This window comes from Mesorhizobium sp. M8A.F.Ca.ET.161.01.1.1, from assembly GCF_004792105.1.
Lineage (GTDB): Bacteria > Pseudomonadota > Alphaproteobacteria > Rhizobiales > Rhizobiaceae > Mesorhizobium.
Map to the genome: position 1 here is coordinate 547147 of NZ_SRTD01000002.1, position 20290 is coordinate 567436.

The 20290-nt window shown below is 65.1% G+C and carries 12 protein-coding genes; 4 read left to right on the forward strand and 8 right to left on the reverse strand.

Annotation, left to right across the window (positions count from 1 at the left end; translation table 11 throughout):
* Nucleotides 1-45: 45 nt before the first annotated feature.
* Together EN804_RS07655 and EN804_RS07660 are read right to left on the reverse strand one after the other, a co-directional pair.
* Nucleotides 46-627: an invasion associated locus B family protein gene (locus EN804_RS07655; protein ID WP_135919039.1), complete on the reverse strand. Its 582-nt coding sequence runs from the start codon at nucleotides 625-627 to the stop codon at nucleotides 46-48.
* A 36-nt stretch (nucleotides 628-663) separates the two neighbouring features.
* On the reverse strand, nucleotides 664-8781 hold the full coding sequence (locus tag EN804_RS07660; RefSeq protein WP_281404921.1) for an autotransporter outer membrane beta-barrel domain-containing protein: 8118 nt from the start codon (nucleotides 8779-8781) through the stop codon (nucleotides 664-666).
* Nucleotides 8782-9324: 543 nt separating this feature from the next.
* Here EN804_RS07660 and EN804_RS07665 point away from each other — a divergent pair.
* Both EN804_RS07665 and EN804_RS07670 read left to right on the forward strand, forming a co-directional pair.
* A complete protein-coding gene (locus EN804_RS07665; protein WP_245511698.1) occupies nucleotides 9325-9612 on the forward strand; it encodes a hypothetical protein in 288 nt (95 codons plus the stop codon).
* Between the two features lie 126 nt (nucleotides 9613-9738).
* On the forward strand, nucleotides 9739-10215 hold the full coding sequence (locus EN804_RS07670) for an NUDIX hydrolase (RefSeq protein ID WP_127869974.1): 477 nt from the start codon (nucleotides 9739-9741) through the stop codon (nucleotides 10213-10215).
* 3 nt (nucleotides 10216-10218) lie between these two features.
* Here the strand turns inward: EN804_RS07670 and EN804_RS07675 are convergent, their stop codons facing one another.
* From EN804_RS07675 to EN804_RS07695, 5 genes are all read right to left on the reverse strand, one after another.
* Complete coding sequence (locus EN804_RS07675; protein WP_135919040.1) at nucleotides 10219-11070, reverse strand: citryl-CoA lyase; 852 nt, start codon at nucleotides 11068-11070, stop codon at nucleotides 10219-10221.
* The gene (locus EN804_RS07680) at nucleotides 11067-12251 is read right to left on the reverse strand and encodes a CoA transferase (protein ID WP_135865712.1); all 1185 of its coding nucleotides are present in this window, start codon (nucleotides 12249-12251) and stop codon (nucleotides 11067-11069) included. The genes EN804_RS07675 and EN804_RS07680 overlap by 4 nt, the downstream gene beginning before the upstream one ends.
* A gap of 15 nt (nucleotides 12252-12266) precedes the next feature.
* Nucleotides 12267-13790: a tripartite tricarboxylate transporter permease gene (locus EN804_RS07685; RefSeq protein WP_127277132.1), complete on the reverse strand. Its 1524-nt coding sequence runs from the start codon at nucleotides 13788-13790 to the stop codon at nucleotides 12267-12269.
* A gap of 4 nt (nucleotides 13791-13794) precedes the next feature.
* A complete protein-coding gene (locus EN804_RS07690) occupies nucleotides 13795-14331 on the reverse strand; it encodes a tripartite tricarboxylate transporter TctB family protein (protein WP_135865714.1) in 537 nt (178 codons plus the stop codon).
* Nucleotides 14332-14473: 142 nt separating this feature from the next.
* Nucleotides 14474-15451, reverse strand: coding sequence for a tripartite tricarboxylate transporter substrate-binding protein (locus tag EN804_RS07695; RefSeq protein ID WP_127277127.1), 978 nt, complete (start codon nucleotides 15449-15451; stop codon nucleotides 14474-14476).
* Between the two features lie 183 nt (nucleotides 15452-15634).
* On the opposite strand from EN804_RS07695, the gene EN804_RS07700 reads away from it, so the two are divergent.
* Together EN804_RS07700 and EN804_RS07705 are read left to right on the forward strand one after the other, a co-directional pair.
* A complete protein-coding gene (locus EN804_RS07700) occupies nucleotides 15635-16405 on the forward strand; it encodes an IclR family transcriptional regulator (RefSeq protein ID WP_135919041.1) in 771 nt (256 codons plus the stop codon).
* Nucleotides 16406-16648: 243 nt separating this feature from the next.
* A complete protein-coding gene (locus EN804_RS07705) occupies nucleotides 16649-19147 on the forward strand; it encodes an EAL domain-containing protein (RefSeq protein WP_135914994.1) in 2499 nt (832 codons plus the stop codon).
* A gap of 4 nt (nucleotides 19148-19151) precedes the next feature.
* Here the strand turns inward: EN804_RS07705 and EN804_RS07710 are convergent, their stop codons facing one another.
* Nucleotides 19152-20252 carry an OmpA family protein gene (locus EN804_RS07710; RefSeq protein WP_245464303.1) on the reverse strand — a complete coding sequence of 367 codons (1101 nt, stop codon included), beginning with the start codon at nucleotides 20250-20252 and terminating at the stop codon, nucleotides 19152-19154.
* Nucleotides 20253-20290 lie beyond the last annotated feature (38 nt).

Consider the following 20290-nt stretch of genomic DNA (forward strand, 5'->3'; position numbering starts at 1 on the left):
GCATTTACCGCCAACCCCTGTCGCTTGCGGTGACGGTCCAAGCCGTCAATTGGCCAAAAGCTCCGCGGTGCGGGCAAGCGCCCCACCGAAGCCGTTGAGCGGAATGGAAAAGCTTACGACTTGCCCCGTATCCGCCGCGAACGCATCGATCTTGAGCGTGGTGCCGTTCTTGAGCAGCGGCGTGACATTGGCATCGAACGCCACCGGCACCAGGCAGCCGACCACCTGGCAGGTGTTGAACTGCAGGCTGCCGTCGAGCTTCTGGTCGTCTATGGTCAGCGTGACGCCCTTGGCAAGCGCCAGGCCGAACGGCAGGGCAAGGGTTCCGGTCGCATCCTCGCCGGTCTTGCTCGACAGCTCGATCGCCAGCAGCCGCTGGTTGCTTTGCTTGTTGAACTGCTGGTGCGACAGGCTACAGACCTTGTTGGTGCCCGATATCTGGCAATTGACCGTCCAGTCGCCATGGGTTTCGGACAAGGCCGAAGCACCACCGGGCAGCTGCGGCGCGTCAGCCGCGGCGGGCGGCGTTGCCGTCACCTTGTCGCTCTTGGTTTGCGCCGCCATGGCCGGCAGGCCTGCGATACAGGCAGCACCCAGCACGGCTGCGAAATACGCGTATTTCCTCATCAAGATCTCTCCCGCCGGGCTCCGCCTCGAGCCAGCCTAGAAACTGACCTTGAGAGACGCGCTGACTGCATTCTGTTTGACCGTTTCCCCGAAGGCGCCACTATACCTGACGGACATGCCGACGCCATTGACGCCATTCAACTCAAGGCCGGCGCCGACCCGATAGAGCGGCGAATCGATCGCCTCCGTCAAGTGCAATGCCGGGTTGCCGGGCAGATTCTCCGCAGCCGCGAAGCGTCCTTCGATCTCCCACTCCTTGGTTGAAAACTCCACCCCAGCCTTTCCATAGAGGCGAAGGCTGGCAATGTCGCTGAGTGCGATGTCGGTTCCGATTTCGAGCGCCGGCGTCGCCGCATAGAAGGTGTCCGCCGATCCGTCGAAGTTGAAACCGGCAGCCGACCCCTCTTCCTTTCCCGAAACACGCAGCCAGCGCGCATCGAACTGCAAGGTCGGCTGCAGGTAGAACGCGCCCATCTGTTGCGTGAAGCCAAGCCGTGCCGAGCCGCCGAACTGAGCGGTCTTCTGCGTGTAGGTGACGCTGTTGCCGATCCCGGGCAGCATTTCCTCGTCCAGATAATCGCCGATCAGCGTTTCGCCGGGAATGAAGAACGCCGGATCGATATGGGTATCGCGCTCGCCCTTGAAGGAACCGGTGCCGCCGCCGAGCGCGAAGTCGATGAAGTAATTCTTGTTGGCGTACTTCGCCAGCGCATAGGCCTGCCAGGCCTCACCGGTGGTTTGCGACAGCGGTTCGCCGTTGGCGTCGATCTTGGAGTCGAATTCCGTACGGCCGATGGTGGCGCCGAGCGACCAGTTCTGGCCGACCTCGCCGATGCCGCCAAGCGACATGGTCTTCAGGACGTCGTCGCGGCTGGTGGTCCCGGCACCCGCGTCGCGACTGTATTCGGCCTGCGGACTGATCGTCGCCCAGATGCAGCGGCCGTCGAGGTTCTTGTAGAACGGCACGCCGGTGCATTCGCGCGCCGTTTCCAACATGATGTCGGCCTCGCGGTTGATCATATCGAACGTATGCACCGCATAGTGCGGCGTCAGTCGCGTCAGCGCGGCGCCCAGTTCCTGCTCATTGGGCAGGAAGCGCAGCATGTTGATCAACCGCGCCATCGGATTGTCCGGGGTCGATGCCGCCTCGACGTCGTCGAGATACTGCGCCAACTGGAACACGCCCGGATCGGTGGTGCCGGAACCGGGATCCTGCGCCAGTTCGAGGAAGGTCGGATTGTCGGCGTAGAGAACGAGATCGGTGCCGTTATCCACCTTGAACTGGAAGTTGAAGCCCACTGCCGGATGCAGGGTTTTCGCCTCGATGCCGGAATCGGTCATCGCCGAACCTTTGGCCACCACATATTCGGTGAACAGCTTGTCGATCGTGAGGAAGTTCAACGGAGCCTCGCCGTTGAAGTCGCCAGCGCCTGTCAGCGCCAGCGCATCGGTGATCTGGTTGTTGAGGTCCACGTCGGTGACGAAGTCGCCGGAGAGAACCTGCTTGAAGCCGCCGCCGACATCCACTTTCGCAACCACGCCGATGCCCTGGTTGGTATAGAACCCATCATTGGTGAACAGCCCGCCGCCGAGATCGATGGTCTTGAGGCCGACCATCGAGGAATCGGCGAAATTGTGGAAGCTGTTGTTGCCGCCGCCGAGATCGATGTTGCCGATGACGCGTCCCAACGTGTCGGCCGCCTTGGAATTGTCGACATGGTCATCGCCCGATGTGCCGGTGATGGCGAGCGGACTGAAATCGTCCAGCAGCGATTCCAGGATCGCGTTTGTCGGCACCACCGGGCCGGGCGCAAGCAGGAAAGCCTGAAACGCCTGGAACTGCGCTGCCTGGATCTCGAAAGTCGGCGTCGCCCCCATCGCGTAGAGCAGGCTGTGGTTGGTCAGCGTGTTGTCGGCGCCGCCGACGAGCATCGCCGCGACACCGGTTCCGGCCCCACCGATCGTATATTGGCCATTGAGGTTGATGGTGATGTTGCCCTTGGCGCCCTTGGCCGTGCTCTCGCCATAGACAGCCACCGAATCCGCGCCTTGTGCGAACAGGCTGTCACCCGCCGTCAGGTCGACCGCATGGGCGTCGCCATTGCCTGTCGCGCTCTGCCCGAACATGGCATAGGCACTCGCGCCCTTCACCCAGACCCGGCTGTCGGTGCTGGCGGATGCCGCCGCGGCGTCGCCGACACCACCTTGCGAGCCCGCGGCCGACTGGCCCATGCCGAGCGAATCGGTGCCGCCGGCGCCACCGCCGCCACCAACCGCCTGGGCGACGATGCCGTGGCCACGGTCGCCATCGGTCTCGATCGCGCCTGACTGGATGATGGTCACCTTGCCGCCGGTGCCCTTGGTGCCGCCGGGCGTGTTGAAGCCGATGGCATTTGGCCCGCCGCCATCGTCGTCGGCGCCAAAGCGGCCGAAGCCCGCACCACCGATGCCGCCGCCGCCGCCCACCGACTGCGCGATGATGCCGATCGAATCCTTGCCGGTGGTGGTGATCGTGCCGGTGCGGATGACGGTGACGTCGCCGCCATCGCCGCCTTTGCCGCCGACACCACCAATGGCCAACGCGTTCGAACTCTTGCCCTTGGCGTCACCGCCATAGCCGCCACCGCCGCCGACCGATTGCGCGACCACGCCATGAGCGCGTTCGCCATGGGTGATGATGGTGCCGGAAACGGTGACATCCACTTGCCCGCCATTACCGCCATTGCCGCCGAAGCCGCCAAGCTGCAGGGCGACCGATTCATCGCCTGCCGTGTCTGCTGACACCACGCCGCCATAACCGCCGCCGCCGCCGATGGACTGGGCGAAGATGCCGAGCGCGCCGTCCTTCCAGGTCTCGATGGCGCCGTCATTGTTGACGATGACATGGCCGCCATTGGAGCCGTCGCCGCTTGGCAACGAGGCCGCGCCGCCGATCGTCATGTCGGCCTTCGAGGTGTTGGCCGCGGCACCCGATGCGCCGCCACCGCCACCGACCGACTGCGCAAAAATACCGTGCGAGAGGTAGCCCAGGGTGGTGATCTTGCCGTGGTTGTCGACCGTCACGTCACCCCCGCGGCTGCCTACTCCACCCAGGCCGCCGATTGCCAGGGACACAGACGTCTCGGCGCTGCCCGTCTCGGTCGAACCGGCACCGGCGGCACCGCCGCCGCCGCCAATCGACTGCGCGAAGATGCCATAGGAATTGTCGCCCTTGGTCAGAATCTCGCCCGTGTCGAAGTTCGTGACATGAACGAAATCGCTCTTGCCGCCGTCGCCACCGGCTCCGCCGAGGCTGAGCGTAATGGCCACATTGGAGTCCTTGGCCGAAGTGCCGGAAGCGCCGCCGACGCCGCCGCTGCCGCCGATCGACTGCGCCATGATGCCGTGCGAATAGGCCGCCTCGGTGTGGATGTAGCCGCTGTTCTCGACGACGATCCTGCCGCCGTCGCCGCCGACCTTGCCCGATCCGCCGAGCGAGAGATTGACGCTGACTTCCGAGTCATCGGTCTTTCCGGTGCTCTCGCCGGCACCGCCGGCGCCACCGCCGCCACCCACGGACTGCGCGAAGATGCCGATCGAGCGCTCCTGCTTGGTCCAGATTTCGGCCGTCCCAAGATTGAAAACGTCGACCTCGAAGCCACTGCCGCCGCCGCCGCCCGCCCCGCCGAGCGCGCCGCCGATGGCATATTTGCCGAGAACGCCCGATGTCGCCGAACCGCCGACGCCACCACCGCCGCCGATGGAGTTGGCTGAGATGCCGTAGGAATCGGCGCCGTCTGTGACGATCAGGCTCCGGTTGGTGACCGACACGGTGCCGCCATTGCCGGCGCCGCCGGCGGCAAGGCCGATGGCCGCGCCGATGCCCACGGATGTCTCGCCCTCGCTGCCGCCACCGACAATCTCCTCGTCGGTCGAGGCCGCTCCGCCGCCGCCGCCGCCGCCGCCGACCGACATGGCTAGTATGCCTATCGAATTGAAACCCCGGGTCCGGATCACGCCGGAATTGTCGACATGCACGCCGGCGCCGATGACATTGCCGCCGCCATCAAGGCGGAACATCGCCGCATCGTTTCCGGACCCGCCCTTGCCGCCGATGCCGACATTGACGGTGACGCTCGTCTCGCTGGTGCCGCCCAGATGGAACGCCTTGGCGTTGCTCGCGCCGCCCATGCCCCCGCCGCCGCCCAGCGACTCCGCGACGATGCCCGAGGAGAAATCGCCCGTGGTCGTCAGGTTGCCGCTGTTGATCACGTCGACCGCGCCGGAAGTATTGCCTGTGCCGCCGCCGCCGCCGACACCGACATTGACCGCGACGTTGACCCCCTCGCCGCCGCCGAGATCGGCGGTCGCGCCATTGGTCGAGCCGCCATTGCCGCCGCCGCCGCCGATCGACTGAGCCATGATGGCCGCGCTCATGTCGCCGGCGGTTTGCACCGTCAAGGCGTTGTGGACGAGCACGTCATCGCTGACATTGCCGTCGCCGCCACCGCCGCCGATGCTGACCGTCGCATTGATGGCGACATCGTTGCCGTAACCGCCGGCCGCCCCCCAGGAATCGCCGCCATTGCCGCCGCTGCCGGCGACCGATTGGGCAAGAATGCCGACCGCCTGATAGCCACTGGTGACGATGCTGCCGCCACCGTTCAGGCCGGTGTCGACCGTCACCAGGTCGCTTCTGCCGCCATCGCCGCCCCAGCCGCCAACCGTAACACCCAGGCTGACACTGGCGTCGGTGCTGACAGCGCCGGTGATTGTGGTCGCCCGCCCGCCATTGCCGCCGCCGCCGCCGATCGACTGCGCGACGATGCCGCCCGATCCGACCGCATCGGTATCGGCAATGATGTTGCCGTCCGCCTTGACCGTAACCTTGCCGCCAGGGCCGCCGTCGCCGCCGGTGCCGCCAATCGACACCCCCACGGCGGCGGAGAAATAAAGGCCGCCGCTGAAGGCGCCGGAATAGGCATTGCCGCCATTGCCGCCGCTGCCGCCGACTGACTGAGCAAGAATGCCCTTGGAGCCGGCTCCCGCCACATGAATGTCGCCCTTGTGGGTGACCGTGACCTCCTTGCTTAGATTCGCGTCGCCGCCACCGCCGCCAAGCGCCACGCCGGCCGCGCCGAACGCGCCAACGGCAACGGCCCCGGTGCTGCCGCCATTGCCGCCGCCGCCGCCGACCGACTGCGCCAGTATGCCATTCGAGAGCGCGCCCTTGGTTGTGATGTTGGCGTTGTTGATAACCTCGACGACGCCACCCGCGCCGCCACCGCCGCCCGCGCCGCCGATGCCGACGGCTGCGAAAAGCCCGCCGGCCACGGCAAAGCCGCCGTCGCCGCCGGACCCACCGACCGACTGCGCGAAGATGCCGTTGGACAGGTCGCCACCCGTATCGATCTTGCCGGAGTTGTTGACAAACACCTTTTCGCTCGTGCCCGCCGAGGCGCCGGTACCGCCCAGCGACAAGGACGGGCCACCCAAGGCGACGCTGAAGCCGCCCGAACCGCCGCCGCCACCGATCGATTGTGCCAGGATACCGTGCGACTGGTAGCCCCCGGTGCTGAGTGCGGCTGCGTTGATGACGTCGACCGTGCTGGAAACGCCGCCGCCTGCGCCCTTTCCGCCGATGCCGATGTTGACGCCGGCACCGAGCGCGACGACGCCGCCACCATTGCCGCCGCCACCACCGATCGACTGTGCCACCATGGCCGAAGACCGCTCGCGTGTCGTGGTGACGGAGCCGCCATTGTCGGTGATCTTGACCGCACTGGCGTCGCCCGCAACGCCGCCGCTGCCGCCGATGCCGACAGACGCGGCCAAGCCGAGGCCACCGACGAAGCTGCCATTGCCGCCACCGCCGCCGATCGACTGGACAAGGATACCGATCGAATCGGCGCCCGCGGTTTTGACGACGGAATTGTCCGTAAAGAAGCTGGCGGCCATGCCTTTGCCGCCGCCCGCGCCGCTGCCGCCCACGCCGACATTCACGCCCAGGCTGCCGCTGATCACCGCGCCGGCATTGCCGCCGCCGCCGCCAATGGACTGCACGATGATGCCGGCCGACCGATCGTTGGACGTTGTCACGCTGCCATTGGAACGCGCATCGACAACGCCGCCATCGCCGGCGGCGCCGCCACTGCCGCCAACGCCCACGGAAACGATGGCCGAGACGGCGATCGAAAAGCCGCCATTGCCGCCGCCGCCGCCAACCGACTGCACGATGATGCCGGCCGAATCCGCGCCATGCGTCGTCACATCGGACTGGGTGCCGTTGAAGGTGACCGCATCGCCGGTGCCGCCGCCGGCGCCTTTCCTGCCGATGCCGACACTGACGCCGGCGCTGCCTGCGACGCTGCCGCCGCCATTGCCGCCACCGCCGCCGATCGACTGCGCGATGATGCCGGCGGAGCGATCCTGGAATGTTTCGACGCTGCCGCCGGTCGTCATGTTGACCGTGCCGCCCTTGCCGCCCGGGCCGCCTTCGCCTCCGACGCCGACCGAGATAAGCGCGGAGATCGACAACGCAAACCCGCCATTGCCGCCGCCGCCACCCACCGACTGGGTCAGGATGCCGGTCGAGTCGGTGCCATGCGTCGTCACATGCGAGGTGCCGACATTGTAGATGACGTTACCGCCGGCGCCGCCCGCGCCACCCTTGCCGCCAATCGAGGCCGAAACCGCTCCGCTGACCGTATAGCTGCCGCCCCCATTGCCGCCGCCGCCGCCCACCGATTGCGTCAGTATGCCGATGGCAGAGATTCCGCTCGTCTCGACCGTTGGACCGCCGGCGGCCTGCTGGACGTTGACGTCGCCGCCATTGCTGGCCGCACCGCCGGAACCGCCGACGCCGACCGCGATCACCGGGCCGCCGGCGATGGCGAAACCGCCATTGCCGCCACCACCGCCGATCGACTGGATGACGATGCCGATCGCGCCGTCGCCGCTGCCGTCGGCGCCGGTCTTGATCGAGCCCCCGAGATTGCCGAAGACACTGCCGCCCTTGCCGCCGCCGCCGCCGGATCCGCCGAGTGCGATCGATCCGATCGCGCCGCCGCCGTCGCCGCCACCACCGCCGACCGATTCAACCAGCATGCCGATGGCGCCGACGCCGTTGGTGGTGATGGAACCCGTGTTGGTGCCGGTCGCTGTGCCGCCATTGTTTCCGTCTTGGCCCGAGCCGCCGCCGCCGAAGAAGCCGAAGGCTCCGCCGCCATCTCCGCCACCGCCGCCGACGGACTGGATGACCATACCGCTGGCGAAGTCGCCCATCGTGGTGATGTTTCCGGAATTCTTGCCATCCGCCGAGCCGCCGATGGTCGGTACGCCGCCATTGCCACCGCCACCGTTGATAATTCCGGTTCCCTGCGCTCCGTCGCCGCCGGAGCCACCGGCCGAACGAACCAGGATTCCCTTTGCAAAGGCACCTTGCGTGTGAATGTCGCCTGCATTGTCCGCCGACGCCGAGCCACCATTGCCGCCGGAACCGCCATCTCCACCTTTGCCGGATCCGATGCCGCCGACGGCGGTGCCGCCATTGCCGCCATTGCCGCCACTGGCGTTGACGGTGATACCGTTCGCCAGGTCCGCTGTCGTTGTGATGTTGCTGGTCGATGTGGTCGTCACGGTCGCGGTGCCGCCGTCGCCGCCCCTGCCACCGGTTCCACCGTTGATCAGCAGCAGATGGAAGGCAAATCCGCCATTGCCGCCATCGCCGCCGCTTGCATTTGCACTGATGCCGCTCGCGGAGGTGCCACTGGTCTGCAATTGGGCCGTATTCGTGATATCGACGACGCCACCCTTGGCGCCGTTGCCGCCATTGCCGCCATCGACCTCGAAGAAGGGAGGGACAATGGTTGGCTCGACGGTCGAGCCCCCATCGCCGCCCCTGCCGCCAACGGCGCTGCCGACAAACGCGCTGCCGACGCTCGATTGCGGATCATTATTTGTGTAGTTGACCGGTCCGGTGGGTGGATGGCCGTCGTCCGCATCGGCATCGCCGATCACATTTGCGCCGTTGTCTCCGGGCGCACCGTCGTGATTGATCACGACCTGCGCATGGACCGGGCTTGTGTGGAGAAGGGCAAAACCGCTCAGAGCCGTGGCGCCAAGCAACAGGGTCAGCCGCGCTGCCATCACTGCCAGACGAGGGTTTCCGGCCACCGGAGATTCTGCAACCAGGGGAAGTCGGCTTCCCGCCAGGATCGGCATAAAGGAACGGCGTCCGACCGCTTCGCCGTCAAAATCCGCGCACTCAAAATCCGCGCACTCAAAAGAGCGCCTTGAGAACAACGCCATGCACTTAGCCCCCTTAGAGCAGGCGCTCCCAATCCCTCCTTGAGTTAGGCGCCCCCGCCACGGTCAGTCCACGCAATAAAATGCCGGCACTTTGCAATAAGGTTCAATACATTGAGGCCAGCAGTCCGCAGTCCCGCTTGTGAAGTACTGGCTCAATTAGAATACATAAACTTGCGCCAGAAGGAACCGAAAACTTACGTAAGGGACACTGACCAAGGCCATCTGCTTTTCATAGTCGTCATATGACGGCAATCTGCGTCCCGGGACTAGGTGGCAGTCAGTACTCGGGTGCGGTTGGTGTGAGGGCGATCACCATTCTCGCCATGGCATCGCCGGACAAACACCCTATATATCCGTCGTGATGAGATTTTTTGCAGGAATGGGCGGGTGTGCATGCGTCGTTCATCGATGATTTTCGCATTGGCGGTGCTGGCTGGGGCGGCTTCCGCTGGCTTTGCATCGCCCGCTTCCGCGCAGGTGATCAATCCAGCGGCCAGAAACAATGTGATCATCCAGCAGAATGATCTGCAGGCCTTGCAGAACCAGGTTCAGCGGCAGCAATTTCAGCAGCAGCAACAGCAGTATCGTGCCCAGGATCGCGTCATCGTCCAGCAGCCGCCGCCTGTCGTTCCGCAGGTCAGGCCGAGCTGCCAGACGCAGATAATCGGCAACACCGCCGTCAGCACCTGCCGCTGACAGACGGCACCTTCTTTTATTTAGCCGACTTACATGATAGGGCACTTTGGGTGCCCCCGCGGTCGTTTGGATTTTGCAAAGGCATCGCATCACGCTAAGGGGCATTGCAGCGACTGGATTGTTAAGATGGCAGCCACCAAGAAAAAGGCCGTACGCCAGGCCAAGAAAGGCGAAAGGATCCGCCAGGTGGCGGCGATTCCCTTTCGGCTGAACGCGCGCGGAGACATCGAGGTGATGCTGGTCACGTCGAGAACGACGAGACGCTTCATCGTGCCCAAGGGGTGGCCGATGAAAGGCAAGAGCGGGCGCAAGGCAGCCACTATCGAGGCGCTGGAGGAAGCCGGCGTGCGTGGCAAGACGCTGAAGCGGCCGGCGGGCACCTATTCCTACTGGAAACGCCTGGCCAACCGCTTTGTCCGCGTCGACGTCATCGTGTTTCTGCTGGAAGTGACGGAAGAGCTCGCCGACTGGCAGGAAGCCAAACGGCGGCAGCGGGCATGGCTGGCGCCGGCCGACGCCGCGATGCTCATCGACGAGCCCGATCTCTCGACGCTGGTGAGCACCTTGACGCTGCCCGAGCCCACGACGCTCGTGCGGCCATAAGCCTCAATTCTCGATGCCCTCGTCCCCAGGAGCCGGCCGCGCCGGCGGGCCACTATAGGCCCACAGCCATTCGCGCGGCAGCGGCCCCTTGTTCCGCTCGGCCTGCTGCGATTGCTCCCAGGCATGCGCCAGGATGCCGACAGACCGCGACAGCAGGAAGAGGCCACGCGTCAGCGGCGGCGGAAAGCCGAGTTCGCCGTAGATGACGGCGGTGGCGCCATCGATGTTGAGCGGGATTTTTTTGCCCTTGCGCCGCGCGACATCGGCCTCGACCGCCTCGGCGATGTCGGCGTACCGTCCATTGACGACGCCATGCGCGGCAAAATCTTTGACCAGTTCCAGCAGGCGCGGCGCGCGTGGATCGACAGGATGGAAGCGATGGCCAAGCCCCGGCACGTAGCCCTCTTCCTCCGCGAAGAACCGGTCGAGGCGTGTCGAGACCGCTTCGTCGAGGGCAATCCCGCCCTCGAGCGCCACGGCAATATTGCCATAGAGGGAAAGCGCCTGCTCGCCGGCTCCACCATGCACGTCGCCAAGCACATTGATGGCAGAGGCCATGGCGCTGTTGATGCCGACGCCGCAGGTTGCCGCCATGCGGGCGATGGCGATCGACGGCGCCTGCGGCCCATGGTCGACGGCCGCCCCCAAAGCGATGCCGAGCAGTGCCGCCTGGTCCTCGCTGGGCAGTTCGCCACGCAGCATCAGCCAGATCATCGCGGGGAAGCTGACACGGCCGATCAGGTCCTGGATCTCGTAGCCGCGCAGCCGGATCATGCCGGGGCTCATCTCGATGATGCCGGTCCGCCACCATTCCTCGCCGCGCTCGCGGCCTGTTTTCTTCTCCACGCCGCTCATGCCCTGGCCTTTGCCTTGGCGCGCGGTGGCAGGCCGGCGAACACCTCGTCCATGTGCTCGCCCAGCACCGGCGGCGGCCGTGTCGGCAACGGTGCCGTGCCGTCGACCATGAACCCGCCGCGCAGGACGGTGAGTGGCCCGTCCATGCCGGCCACATCCTCGAAACGAGCCGTCACCTGGCGCTCGAGCACTTGTGGTTCGGTTAGCACTTGCGGGATCGTCAGGACCCTGCCCGCCGGCACGCCGGCTCGATTGAGCGCCTCTTCCCAAACCGCCGCCGGAGCGCTTGCCAGAGCGTCCTCGATCTCGACCTTGAGCGCCGCGCGGTTCTTCTTGCGCGTCTCGCGCTCGGCAAAGCGTGGGTCCGATGCCAGTTCCGGCCGTCCGATCAGCCGGCACAGCGTCACGAACTGCTCCTGCTTGTTGGCGGCGATGTTGATGAGCCCGTCGCCGGTGCGGAAGGCGCCGGAGGGAGCCGCGGTCATATTCTCGTTGCCCATCGGCTTGGGATCGACCCCTGCCGTCAGATAGTTGGAGACAGGCCAGCCAAGTGCCGAAAGCGTACATTCGAGCATCGACACGTCGAGGAACGCGCCCTCGCCCGATGTCTTCTGCCGGACCAGTGCGGCGGCGATGGAGAACGCCCCGACCAACCCTCCCAGCGTGTCGGCAACGGGATAACCGACGCGCAGCGGCGCGGTTTCCGGCGTGCCGGTTATGCTCATGATCCCGGAAAGGCCCTGGACGATCTGGTCATAGGCGGGGTTGTCGCGCATCGGCCCGCTCTGTCCGAAACCCGATATCGCGCAATAGACGAGGCCGGGCCGCACAGCCTTCAACACATCGTAGCCGAGGCCGAGGCGCTTCATCACGCCGGGGCGAAAATTCTCGACCAGCGCGTCGGCGCTGGCGACCAGGTCGAGGAAGCGCTCGCGATCCGCCTCTTGCTTGAGGTCGAGCATGACGGACCGTTTGCCGGCGTTCTGCGCCAGGAACGACGCGCCCATGCCGGCGCCGTTGAGCTTTGGCGAACCGCCGAGCTGGCGCGCCAGGTCGCCGCCTTGCGGCCCTTCGACCTTGATCACGTCGGCTCCCAGCAAGGCCAGCTGATAGGCGCAGTAAGGCCCGGCGAGCACATTGGTGAGGTCGAGGACGCGGATACCGGAAAGCAGGTCTGTCATATCTTTTCAAATCGCTCAGGCATCGCCCGGCACATGTTCGGGCCCGCGCCGGCGCCGGTGCTCGATGAAGGCCCAGACATGCGGCCCGACAAGGCCGATGAAGGCGAGCGTCAGCAAGGTCAGCGACAGCGGATGCTTGTAGAACACCGACCAGTCGCCGTTCGATATGGTCATCGCGCGGCGGAACTGGGTTTCGGCGAGCGGCCCCAGGATCATGCCGATGATGACGGGCGCGGTCGGGAAATCGAAGCGCCGCATCAGGAAGCCCGCGGCCCCCAGGAGATAGAGGATGACGAGATCGATCGGCGACTGCGAGATGCCATAGGTGCCGACAGTGGCGAACACCAGAATCCCCGCATAAAGCTGCGGTGCCGGGATTTTCAGCAGCCGCACCCACAGCCCGATCAGCGGCAAATTGAGGATGACCAGGATGACGTTGGCGATGAACAGGCTGGCGATCAGGCCCCAGACAAGGTCGGCCTGTGTCGTCAGGAGCAACGGCCCGGGATTGATGCCGTAGCTCTGGAAGGCCGACAGCATGATCGCCGCCGTCGCCGAGGTCGGCAGACCGAGCGTCAGCATCGGCACCAGCACGCCTGCCGCGGACGCGTTGTTGGCGGCCTCGGGCCCGGCAACGCCTTCGATGGCGCCGACCGTTCCGAATTCCTCCTTGTGCTTCGACAGTTTCTTTTCGATCGCATAGGACAGGAAGGTCGGGATCTCTGCGCCGCCAGCCGGCATGGCGCCGATCGGAAAGCCGATCGCGGCGCCGCGCAGCCAGGCTTTCCACGAACGCCCCCATTCGGCCGCCGTCATGTAGAGCGAGCCTTTCAGCGGCACGATCTCGTCCTTGCCGGCATAGCGGCGCGAGGCCATGTAAAGTGTCTCGCCAACCGCGAACAGGCCGACGGCGGCGATGATGACGTCGACGCCGTCGAGCAGTTCGGTCATGCCGAAGGTGAAGCGCGGCTGGCCCGTCTGCAGATCGACGCCGATCATGCCGATTACGAAGCCGGCAAACAGGCTGGTCAAACCCCGCACCGACGATGAACCAAGCACCGCCGAAACGGTGATGAAGGCCAGCACCATCAGCGAGAAATATTCGGCCGGGCCGAAGGCCAGCGCGAACTTGACCACGACAGGCGCCAGGAAGGCGACGCCCAGCGTGCCGAGCGTGCCGGCGACGAACGAGCCGATCGCCGAGGTGGCGAGCGCGGCGCCCCCGCGGCCGGAGCGGGCCATCTTGTTGCCTTCCAGCGCGGTGACGATGGTTGCGCTCTCGCCTGGCGTGTTGAGCAGGATCGACGTCGTCGAGCCGCCATACATGGCGCCGTAATAGATGCCGGCGAACAGGATGAAGGACGCCTCCGGCGCCACCTGGTAGGTGATCGGCAAGAGGAGCGCGATGGTCAGTGCCGGCCCGAGGCCAGGCAACACGCCGATGGCCGTGCCGAGCGTGGTGCCGAGCAGGCACCACAAAAGATTGGTCGGCGAGAATGCGACCGCAAAACCGTGTGCGAGATGGCCGAGCGTTTCCACGGTCTCAGCCTCCCAGCGTGCTGGTGAAGGCGTCGATCACCGTATTCAACTGGTTCTCGATGAAGCCGGCGCCGATGTTGACGCCGAGCGCCTTGGCGAAGCCGAAATAAGCCGCCAGCGCCAGCACCAGCCCGGTAAGTACATCGCGCAGCGTGTGCCTGCTGCCGAAGCCGTAACAGACCAGAACGAACATGATGACCGATGCGGCGGTGAAGCCAAGCGGCTGGATGAGCACCAGATTGGCCAGAAGACCGATGACGACGAAGCCCATCGCCTTCCAGTCGGTCGAAGTTTCCTTTTCCTCCTCCGGCTGCCAGCCGCCGCGAAGTGCGGCGAGGATGAGCAGCAGGGAGAGCACCACGAGGCCGACCATGGTGAGATAGGGAAAGACAGTCGGACCGACCTTGGAATAGAGCGGCGACACCGGGATCGCCAGCGTCTGCCAGGCGACAGCCCCGGCGCAGGCCAGAAGGCCGATGCCGATCGACAATTCCGGTACGGCAAGGCGTGGGGGCGCCGCCGGCTGGTTGATGGTGCTCATGAACGTCCTCCCCGTTATGGCCGAGACCGGCGGCAGCCCGCAGCCAGCCTGCACCGTACCTTCACCTTTAGACCGATCGCCTCCCTACGGTCGGCTGCGATTGAAAAATGAGGGGCGGAGCGAGCCGCCCCTTGGGGAAAAATCAGGCGAGACCGAGATCCTTGAGGATGGCCTCGATGCGAGCCGAATCCTCGGCGACGAATTTCGCATAATCGTCGCCGGTGAGCAGGATGGACGTCCAGTTGCGGTTCTTGCATTCGCTCGCCCATGCATCGCTCTTGGCCATGGTCTCGACCAGCGTGATCATCGCCGCCTTGTCGGCATCGGAAACGCCGGGTGGCGCGAAGACGCCGCGCCAGTTGAACAGTTCCACATCAATGCCGGCTTCCTTCAGCGTCGGCGCGTCGATGCCGTCCTGGCGCTTGTCGGCCGAAATGGCGAGCAGCCTGAGCGCGCCGGCCTTGACCTGCTCGGAGAACTCGCCGAAGCCGGAAATGCCGGCCGCGACCTGGTTACCGAGCAACGCCGACAAGGCCTCGCCGCCGCCCGCGAACGGCACGTAGGAAAGGCTGGGGGCCGGAACGCCGACCGTCTTGGCGATCAGGCCGAACAGGATGTGGTCTGAGCCTCCGGCGGAACCGCCCGCGACTGGAACCTTCGTCGGATCGGCCTTGAGAGCCGCGACGAAATCGGCGGCCGTCTTGAACGGCGAGTCCGCCGGCACCACCAGCGCCTCGAACTCACCGGTGAGACGGGCGATGGGGGTGACTTGGGTCAGGTTGTTGGCTGCCTTGTTGGCGATGATGGCACCCACCATGACCATGCCCGCGACCATCAGCGAATTGCCCTTGCCGCCCCACTGATTGATGAACTGCGGCAGCCCGACCGTGCCGCCGGCGCCCCCGACATTGGTGATCTGCGAGCCCGAGATGAGCTTCTCGCTGCGCAGCACCTGGTCCATCGTGCGCGCCGTCTGGTCCCAGCCGCCGCCGGGTGCCGCCGGCACGAAGACCTGGATTTGCGGTGCACCTTCTGCGAAGGCGGGTGAGAAATGCGATGCCACCAGCCCGGCCGCGCCTGCCGCCGCCGTACTCATCAAAAATCTGCGTCTGTTCAGCATGGGATTCCTCCAGATCACGACACCTCCTCCGGTGCCTGCCAAAACGCGCCTGTTCACAGACCCGTGATCGAGTTCAAGCAGATTTTACCTCGTTCCGTCAACAGGAACGATATTCTGCTGGACAGAACGCTCCAGCGGCGCGACAGAGTGGTTCCGCTCGGGCTTCTCCGATTTGGAACCGCAATGGACTTACCAGCCAACTCAGCCGATGTGGAAATCCGCCGAGCGTCCGCCGACGGTGTTGCCGCACTCGATCGGGCGATCGCCATCCTCGATGCTTTCACCACGGTCGACCGCTCGCTTAGCCTGGCTGAAATCGCGGCGCGCACCGGCCTCTACAAAAGCACGATCCTGCGGCTCGCCAATTCGCTGTTGCGCGGCCACCTGCTCGAGCGCCTCGACGATGGGCGCTACCGTGTCGGGCCCGCCGCCTTTCGGCTGGGCGCGCTTTACCAGCGCTCGGTCGTGGCGGTCGACATACTGTTGCCGATCATGCGCGAGCTCTCAGAACGAAGCTGGGAGAGCGTTGCCTTCTACGTCCGCTCGGGAGACGTGCGCACCTGTCTCTATCGGGTCGAATCCAAGCATCCGATCCGCTACACGATACGCGAAGGCGACGTATTGCCTCTGCTGGCCGGCTCCGGCGGCCGCGTGCTGGCAGCGTTTTCCGGCCAGCAGGGCGAACCCTACGAAACCATCCGCAAAACCTACAACTGTCTCGCCGTGGGCGATCGCGACCCCGAGACTGCTGGCGTGTCGGCGCCGGTTTTCGGGCCGGGACATGTGCTGCTTGGCGCGTTGACGCTGGCTGGTCCAAGCACGCGCGTCGACGCAGCCTTCCTGCAGCGCATGAAACGTCCGCTGCTCGAGGCGGCGGCTCGTGCCACCCGTGCCTTCGGTGAGGATGCCTCCATGCTGGAGCAGGCGAGCCTAGCGGCGGACGCTCTGCCGTAGCCGCGCGGCTACGGCCGGAAGAGGGCCGCCAGGTTTCGAATACAAACTGATTCAACTTGAAGCTGTTACTTGACGCAGCGTAATATTCGGTCATTCCCGGCAGCCGGAAACTATTTATTTGCTGTTAAGCCCCTCATGATACCCGGATTGGTGTCGCCATCTGAGCGACATGAGGGAGCAACATCGTCTCAACCGGCGGATGAAACAGCCGGACGGACGCGCTGACAGGATCATGGCACGTCCATGAATTCGATGAAGCTGTCATCGATCGACGCAAGCCCCCGCCTTCTCGGGCTTGTGTGGCCGTTCGTCGCCGTCGTTCTCATTCAGGCGCTGGTCGCCAGCCTGAGCCTCTATACGCTTTCGGCGGTTCGCGCCTATGTCGGCGGCGAAAGCCAGTGGTCCAAGGGGCAAAAGCACGCCATCTATTTCCTCAGCCTCTACGCCGATACCGGCAATGAGGAATTCTTCAGCGAGTATCGTGCCGCGATCGCCGTTCCACTGGCCGATCGCTCGGCCCGTCTGGCCCTCGAGCAGTCCGAGCCCGACACCCAGGCTGCACGCGCGGGCTTTCTGCACGGCAGGAACCACCCGGACGACGTTGCGGGGATGATCTGGCTGTTCCAGAATTTCCGTAGCTTCAGCTATCTCGACGCCGCCGTGCGGCACTGGACGGCGGCCGATGTCATGATCCTCGCCATCCGGCAGCTCGGCGACGAGATGCACGACAAACTGAGCAAGGCCCCGGCATCCCTGGCCCAGATCAGCGCCTGGAAGACGCAAATCCATCAACTCGATCGAGAGATCAGCCCGCTCTCCAAGGCCTTCTCGGACAGCCTCGGCGAAGGATCGCGCTTCATCAAGATGCTGCTCACCTTTGCCAATCTCGTCACCGCCGCCTTGCTGATACTGCTCGCCGTCTGGCGCACCCGCAAACTTCTGGCGCAGCGCCAGGCCTTCCAGCTGGCGCTCAACGCCGAGCGCGAGCGCGCCCAGGTCACGCTGGCTTCGATCGGCCAGGCCGTCATCAGCACCGGCCCCGATGGGCGGCTGGACTACATGAACGCGGTTGCCGAGAAATTGCTGGCATGCCCGTTCGGCTCCGCCAGAGGCAAGCCGTTGGCGTCGCTGTTTCGGCTGGTGGACAAGGACACCAGCGTCGAAGAGCCTCAATTGATCGAACGCCTGCTGGCCGGCGAGCCACGCCGCTCCAGCGCCCGTCCGCAATTGCTGCAGCGGCCGGACGGCTCCGTTGTTCCGGTCGCGCTGACCGGCGCGCCGCTGCTCGTTTCCGGTGGGATCGTCGGCGCCGTGCTGGCCTTCCACGACATGACCCGGGAAGAGGATTATATCGAGCGGCTTTCCTGGCAGGCTTCGCATGACGCGCTGACCGGGCTCGCCAACCGGCGTGATTTCGAAAGCCGGCTGGAACGGACGATCGTCGAATTGCAGGACGGGGCCCGCCAGCATGCGCTGATGTATCTCGATCTCGACCAGTTCAAGCTGGTCAACGATACGTGCGGCCATGCCGCTGGCGACCAGTTGCTGCGCCAGATCTCCTCGCTGCTGATCAACGAGCTGGGGCCGGGCGACGTGCTGGCCCGGTTGGGCGGGGATGAATTCGGCGTGCTGCTGATCGATTGCGAGGCGGACAATGCGGCCGACATCGCCGAACGGCTGCGCGCCGCCGTGCAGGAGCTGCATTTCGCCTGGGATGGCCGGCCTTTCAACACCAGCGTCAGTGTCGGCATGGTGCAGATCGCCAATACGCATGTGACGATCGAGGAGGCACTGCGTGCCGCCGACGTCGCCTGTTACATGGCCAAGGAGAAAGGCCGCAACCGCGTCCAGATCCATAGCGACGGCGACGTCGCCTTGCGCGAGCGCTTCGGCGAGATGGCCTGGGTGCAGCGCCTGCACGCCGCGCTCGAAGAAGATCGCTTCAGGCTTCATGCCCAGGAAATCTGGCCGCTCAACGACGACGTCGCCGAGGCTGGAGCGCATATCGAGATTCTCTTGCGGCTGACCGATGAAGACGGCGGCTTCGTTACCCCGCAGAGCTTCATTCCCGCCGCCGAGCGCTACGGCCTGATGCCGTCGATCGACCGTTGGGTGGTGCGCAATACATTCCGCATCCTGGCGGCGCGGCAAGCCGATCAGCGCATGCCGCCGATTGCCACATGCGCCATCAATCTTTCCGGAGCGACGTTCGGCGACGAGACGTTTCTCGGCTTCCTGCGCGAGCAGTTCCTCGTCCATGGCATTTCGCCGGCCATGATCTGCCTGGAGATCACCGAAACCAGCGCCATCGCCAATCTTACCAGTGCCATGCGCTTCATGGCCGACCTGCGCGGGTTGGGCTGCCGTTTCGCGCTCGACGATTTCGGCTCCGGCATGTCGTCCTTCGCCTATCTGAAGCACCTGCCGGTCGACTACCTCAAGATCGACGGCAGCTTCGTCAAGGACATGCTGGATGACCGCATCGACCGCGCCATGGTCGAGATGATCCACCATATCGGCAAGGTCATGGGCAAGCGCACCATCGCCGAATTCGTCGAAAGCGACGACATCGCCGCCGCTCTGAAGACCATCGGCGTCGACTATGCCCAGGGCTACGGGATCGCCAGGCCGACGCCGTTCGATGCCTCGACGGTGCTGCTGGGCCGGAGCGTCACGCCGGCCGCGCCGAGCGCCGATCCATGGGCCGACCTTGCTCGGAAACTGGGTCGCAAGGCCGGCTAAACGATCAGTTCAGTTTCACCAGAACCACCCGGCGGTTCTTGGCACGGCCCGCCTCGTCATCATTGCTGGCGACGGGCGCCATCATGCCGGCGCCGGCGGCGGTCAGCCGCTTGCCGTCGATGCCATATTTCGACACCAGCACCTTCTTGACCGCTTGCGCACGCCGCGACGACAGATCGATATTATAGTCGAAGGCGCCCTGATTGTCGGTGTGACCGACGACGATGACCGCCATATCGGGTTCGTTTGCCAGCAGCGTCGAAATCTCCTTAAGCGTTGGTTCCGATTCCGGCTTGATGACCGCCTTGCCGGTGTCGAAGAAGATGCCGTAGAGTGAAATGCTGCCGGTGGCGGAAATCGAATCCGCCATCTTGGCCGCCTCGACGACCACCATTTTCTTGTCGCGCGCCTTGGGTTCCAGCACCTGCACAACGGCAACGGTGCGGCCGTTGAGTTCCTTGCAGTAGAGATCGTCGGTCAACGAATAGGTCTGTACCGTGATATAGGCGTCGCCGCCGTCCTGTGGCACCTTGGCCGAGAAATAGCGCTGGTCGTTGATGCCGGAAGCCAACGCGCAAGCGCCATTGGAGAATGCCGCGTCCTTGAGATCGCTTTCGTGGAAGGAATACATCGTCAGGCTCATGTCGCCGCCGCCGCCGCTCGACGAGCGGTCGGCAGCGCCGCCACATTCCTCCTTCTTGCATTCGAACAGGACTTCGCCGCCTGCTGCCTTGATCACATCCTGATAATTGCGCAGCACCTCGAGCGGCGAGCGCTCGGCCGGCAGCACATAGGCGATACGGGTCAGGGCACCCTCCACCTCGGCCTTCTTGTCCGGCGCGAAAACGCGATTGTTCATGGCGTCGCGCGCGTCCGGATCTGCGCTTGGCTTCAGGGGCGACAGCGGTACGCTGAAGTCGGTAAAGGCAAGCTTTGCGTAGGACACGATGAAAGAGCCTTCGTAGCGCTTGGCCAGTTGATTGTCGGCGGCGCCCCCGATATCGGCGGTCGGCACCGTCGCGTCGGCTGCCGCGAGCCGCAGTGTCAGCGCGAGAACAAGCCCCGCCCAGAAAAACCTCATGATTGTCGACTTTAATGCATGCATCGATCGATCCCCTCGCTTGATGATCGATGCTAGCAGAG

What these genes read in the sequence shown, in the direction of transcription:
- EN804_RS07655 (WP_135919039.1), bottom strand. Translation starts at nt 627, where the DNA reads ATGAGGAAATACGCGTATTTCGCAGCCGTGCTGGGTGCTGCCTGTATC.
- EN804_RS07665 (WP_245511698.1), top strand. Translation starts at nt 9,325, where the DNA reads ATGATTTTCGCATTGGCGGTGCTGGCTGGGGCGGCTTCCGCTGGCTTT.
- EN804_RS07670 (WP_127869974.1), top strand. Translation starts at nt 9,739, where the DNA reads ATGGCAGCCACCAAGAAAAAGGCCGTACGCCAGGCCAAGAAAGGCGAA.
- EN804_RS07675 (WP_135919040.1), bottom strand. Translation starts at nt 11,070, where the DNA reads ATGAGCGGCGTGGAGAAGAAAACAGGCCGCGAGCGCGGCGAGGAATGG.
- EN804_RS07680 (WP_135865712.1), bottom strand. Translation starts at nt 12,251, where the DNA reads ATGACAGACCTGCTTTCCGGTATCCGCGTCCTCGACCTCACCAATGTG.
- EN804_RS07690 (WP_135865714.1), bottom strand. Translation starts at nt 14,331, where the DNA reads ATGAGCACCATCAACCAGCCGGCGGCGCCCCCACGCCTTGCCGTACCG.
- EN804_RS07695 (WP_127277127.1), bottom strand. Translation starts at nt 15,451, where the DNA reads ATGCTGAACAGACGCAGATTTTTGATGAGTACGGCGGCGGCAGGCGCG.
- EN804_RS07700 (WP_135919041.1), top strand. Translation starts at nt 15,635, where the DNA reads ATGGACTTACCAGCCAACTCAGCCGATGTGGAAATCCGCCGAGCGTCC.
- EN804_RS07705 (WP_135914994.1), top strand. Translation starts at nt 16,649, where the DNA reads ATGAATTCGATGAAGCTGTCATCGATCGACGCAAGCCCCCGCCTTCTC.
- EN804_RS07710 (WP_245464303.1), bottom strand. Translation starts at nt 20,252, where the DNA reads ATGCATGCATTAAAGTCGACAATCATGAGGTTTTTCTGGGCGGGGCTT.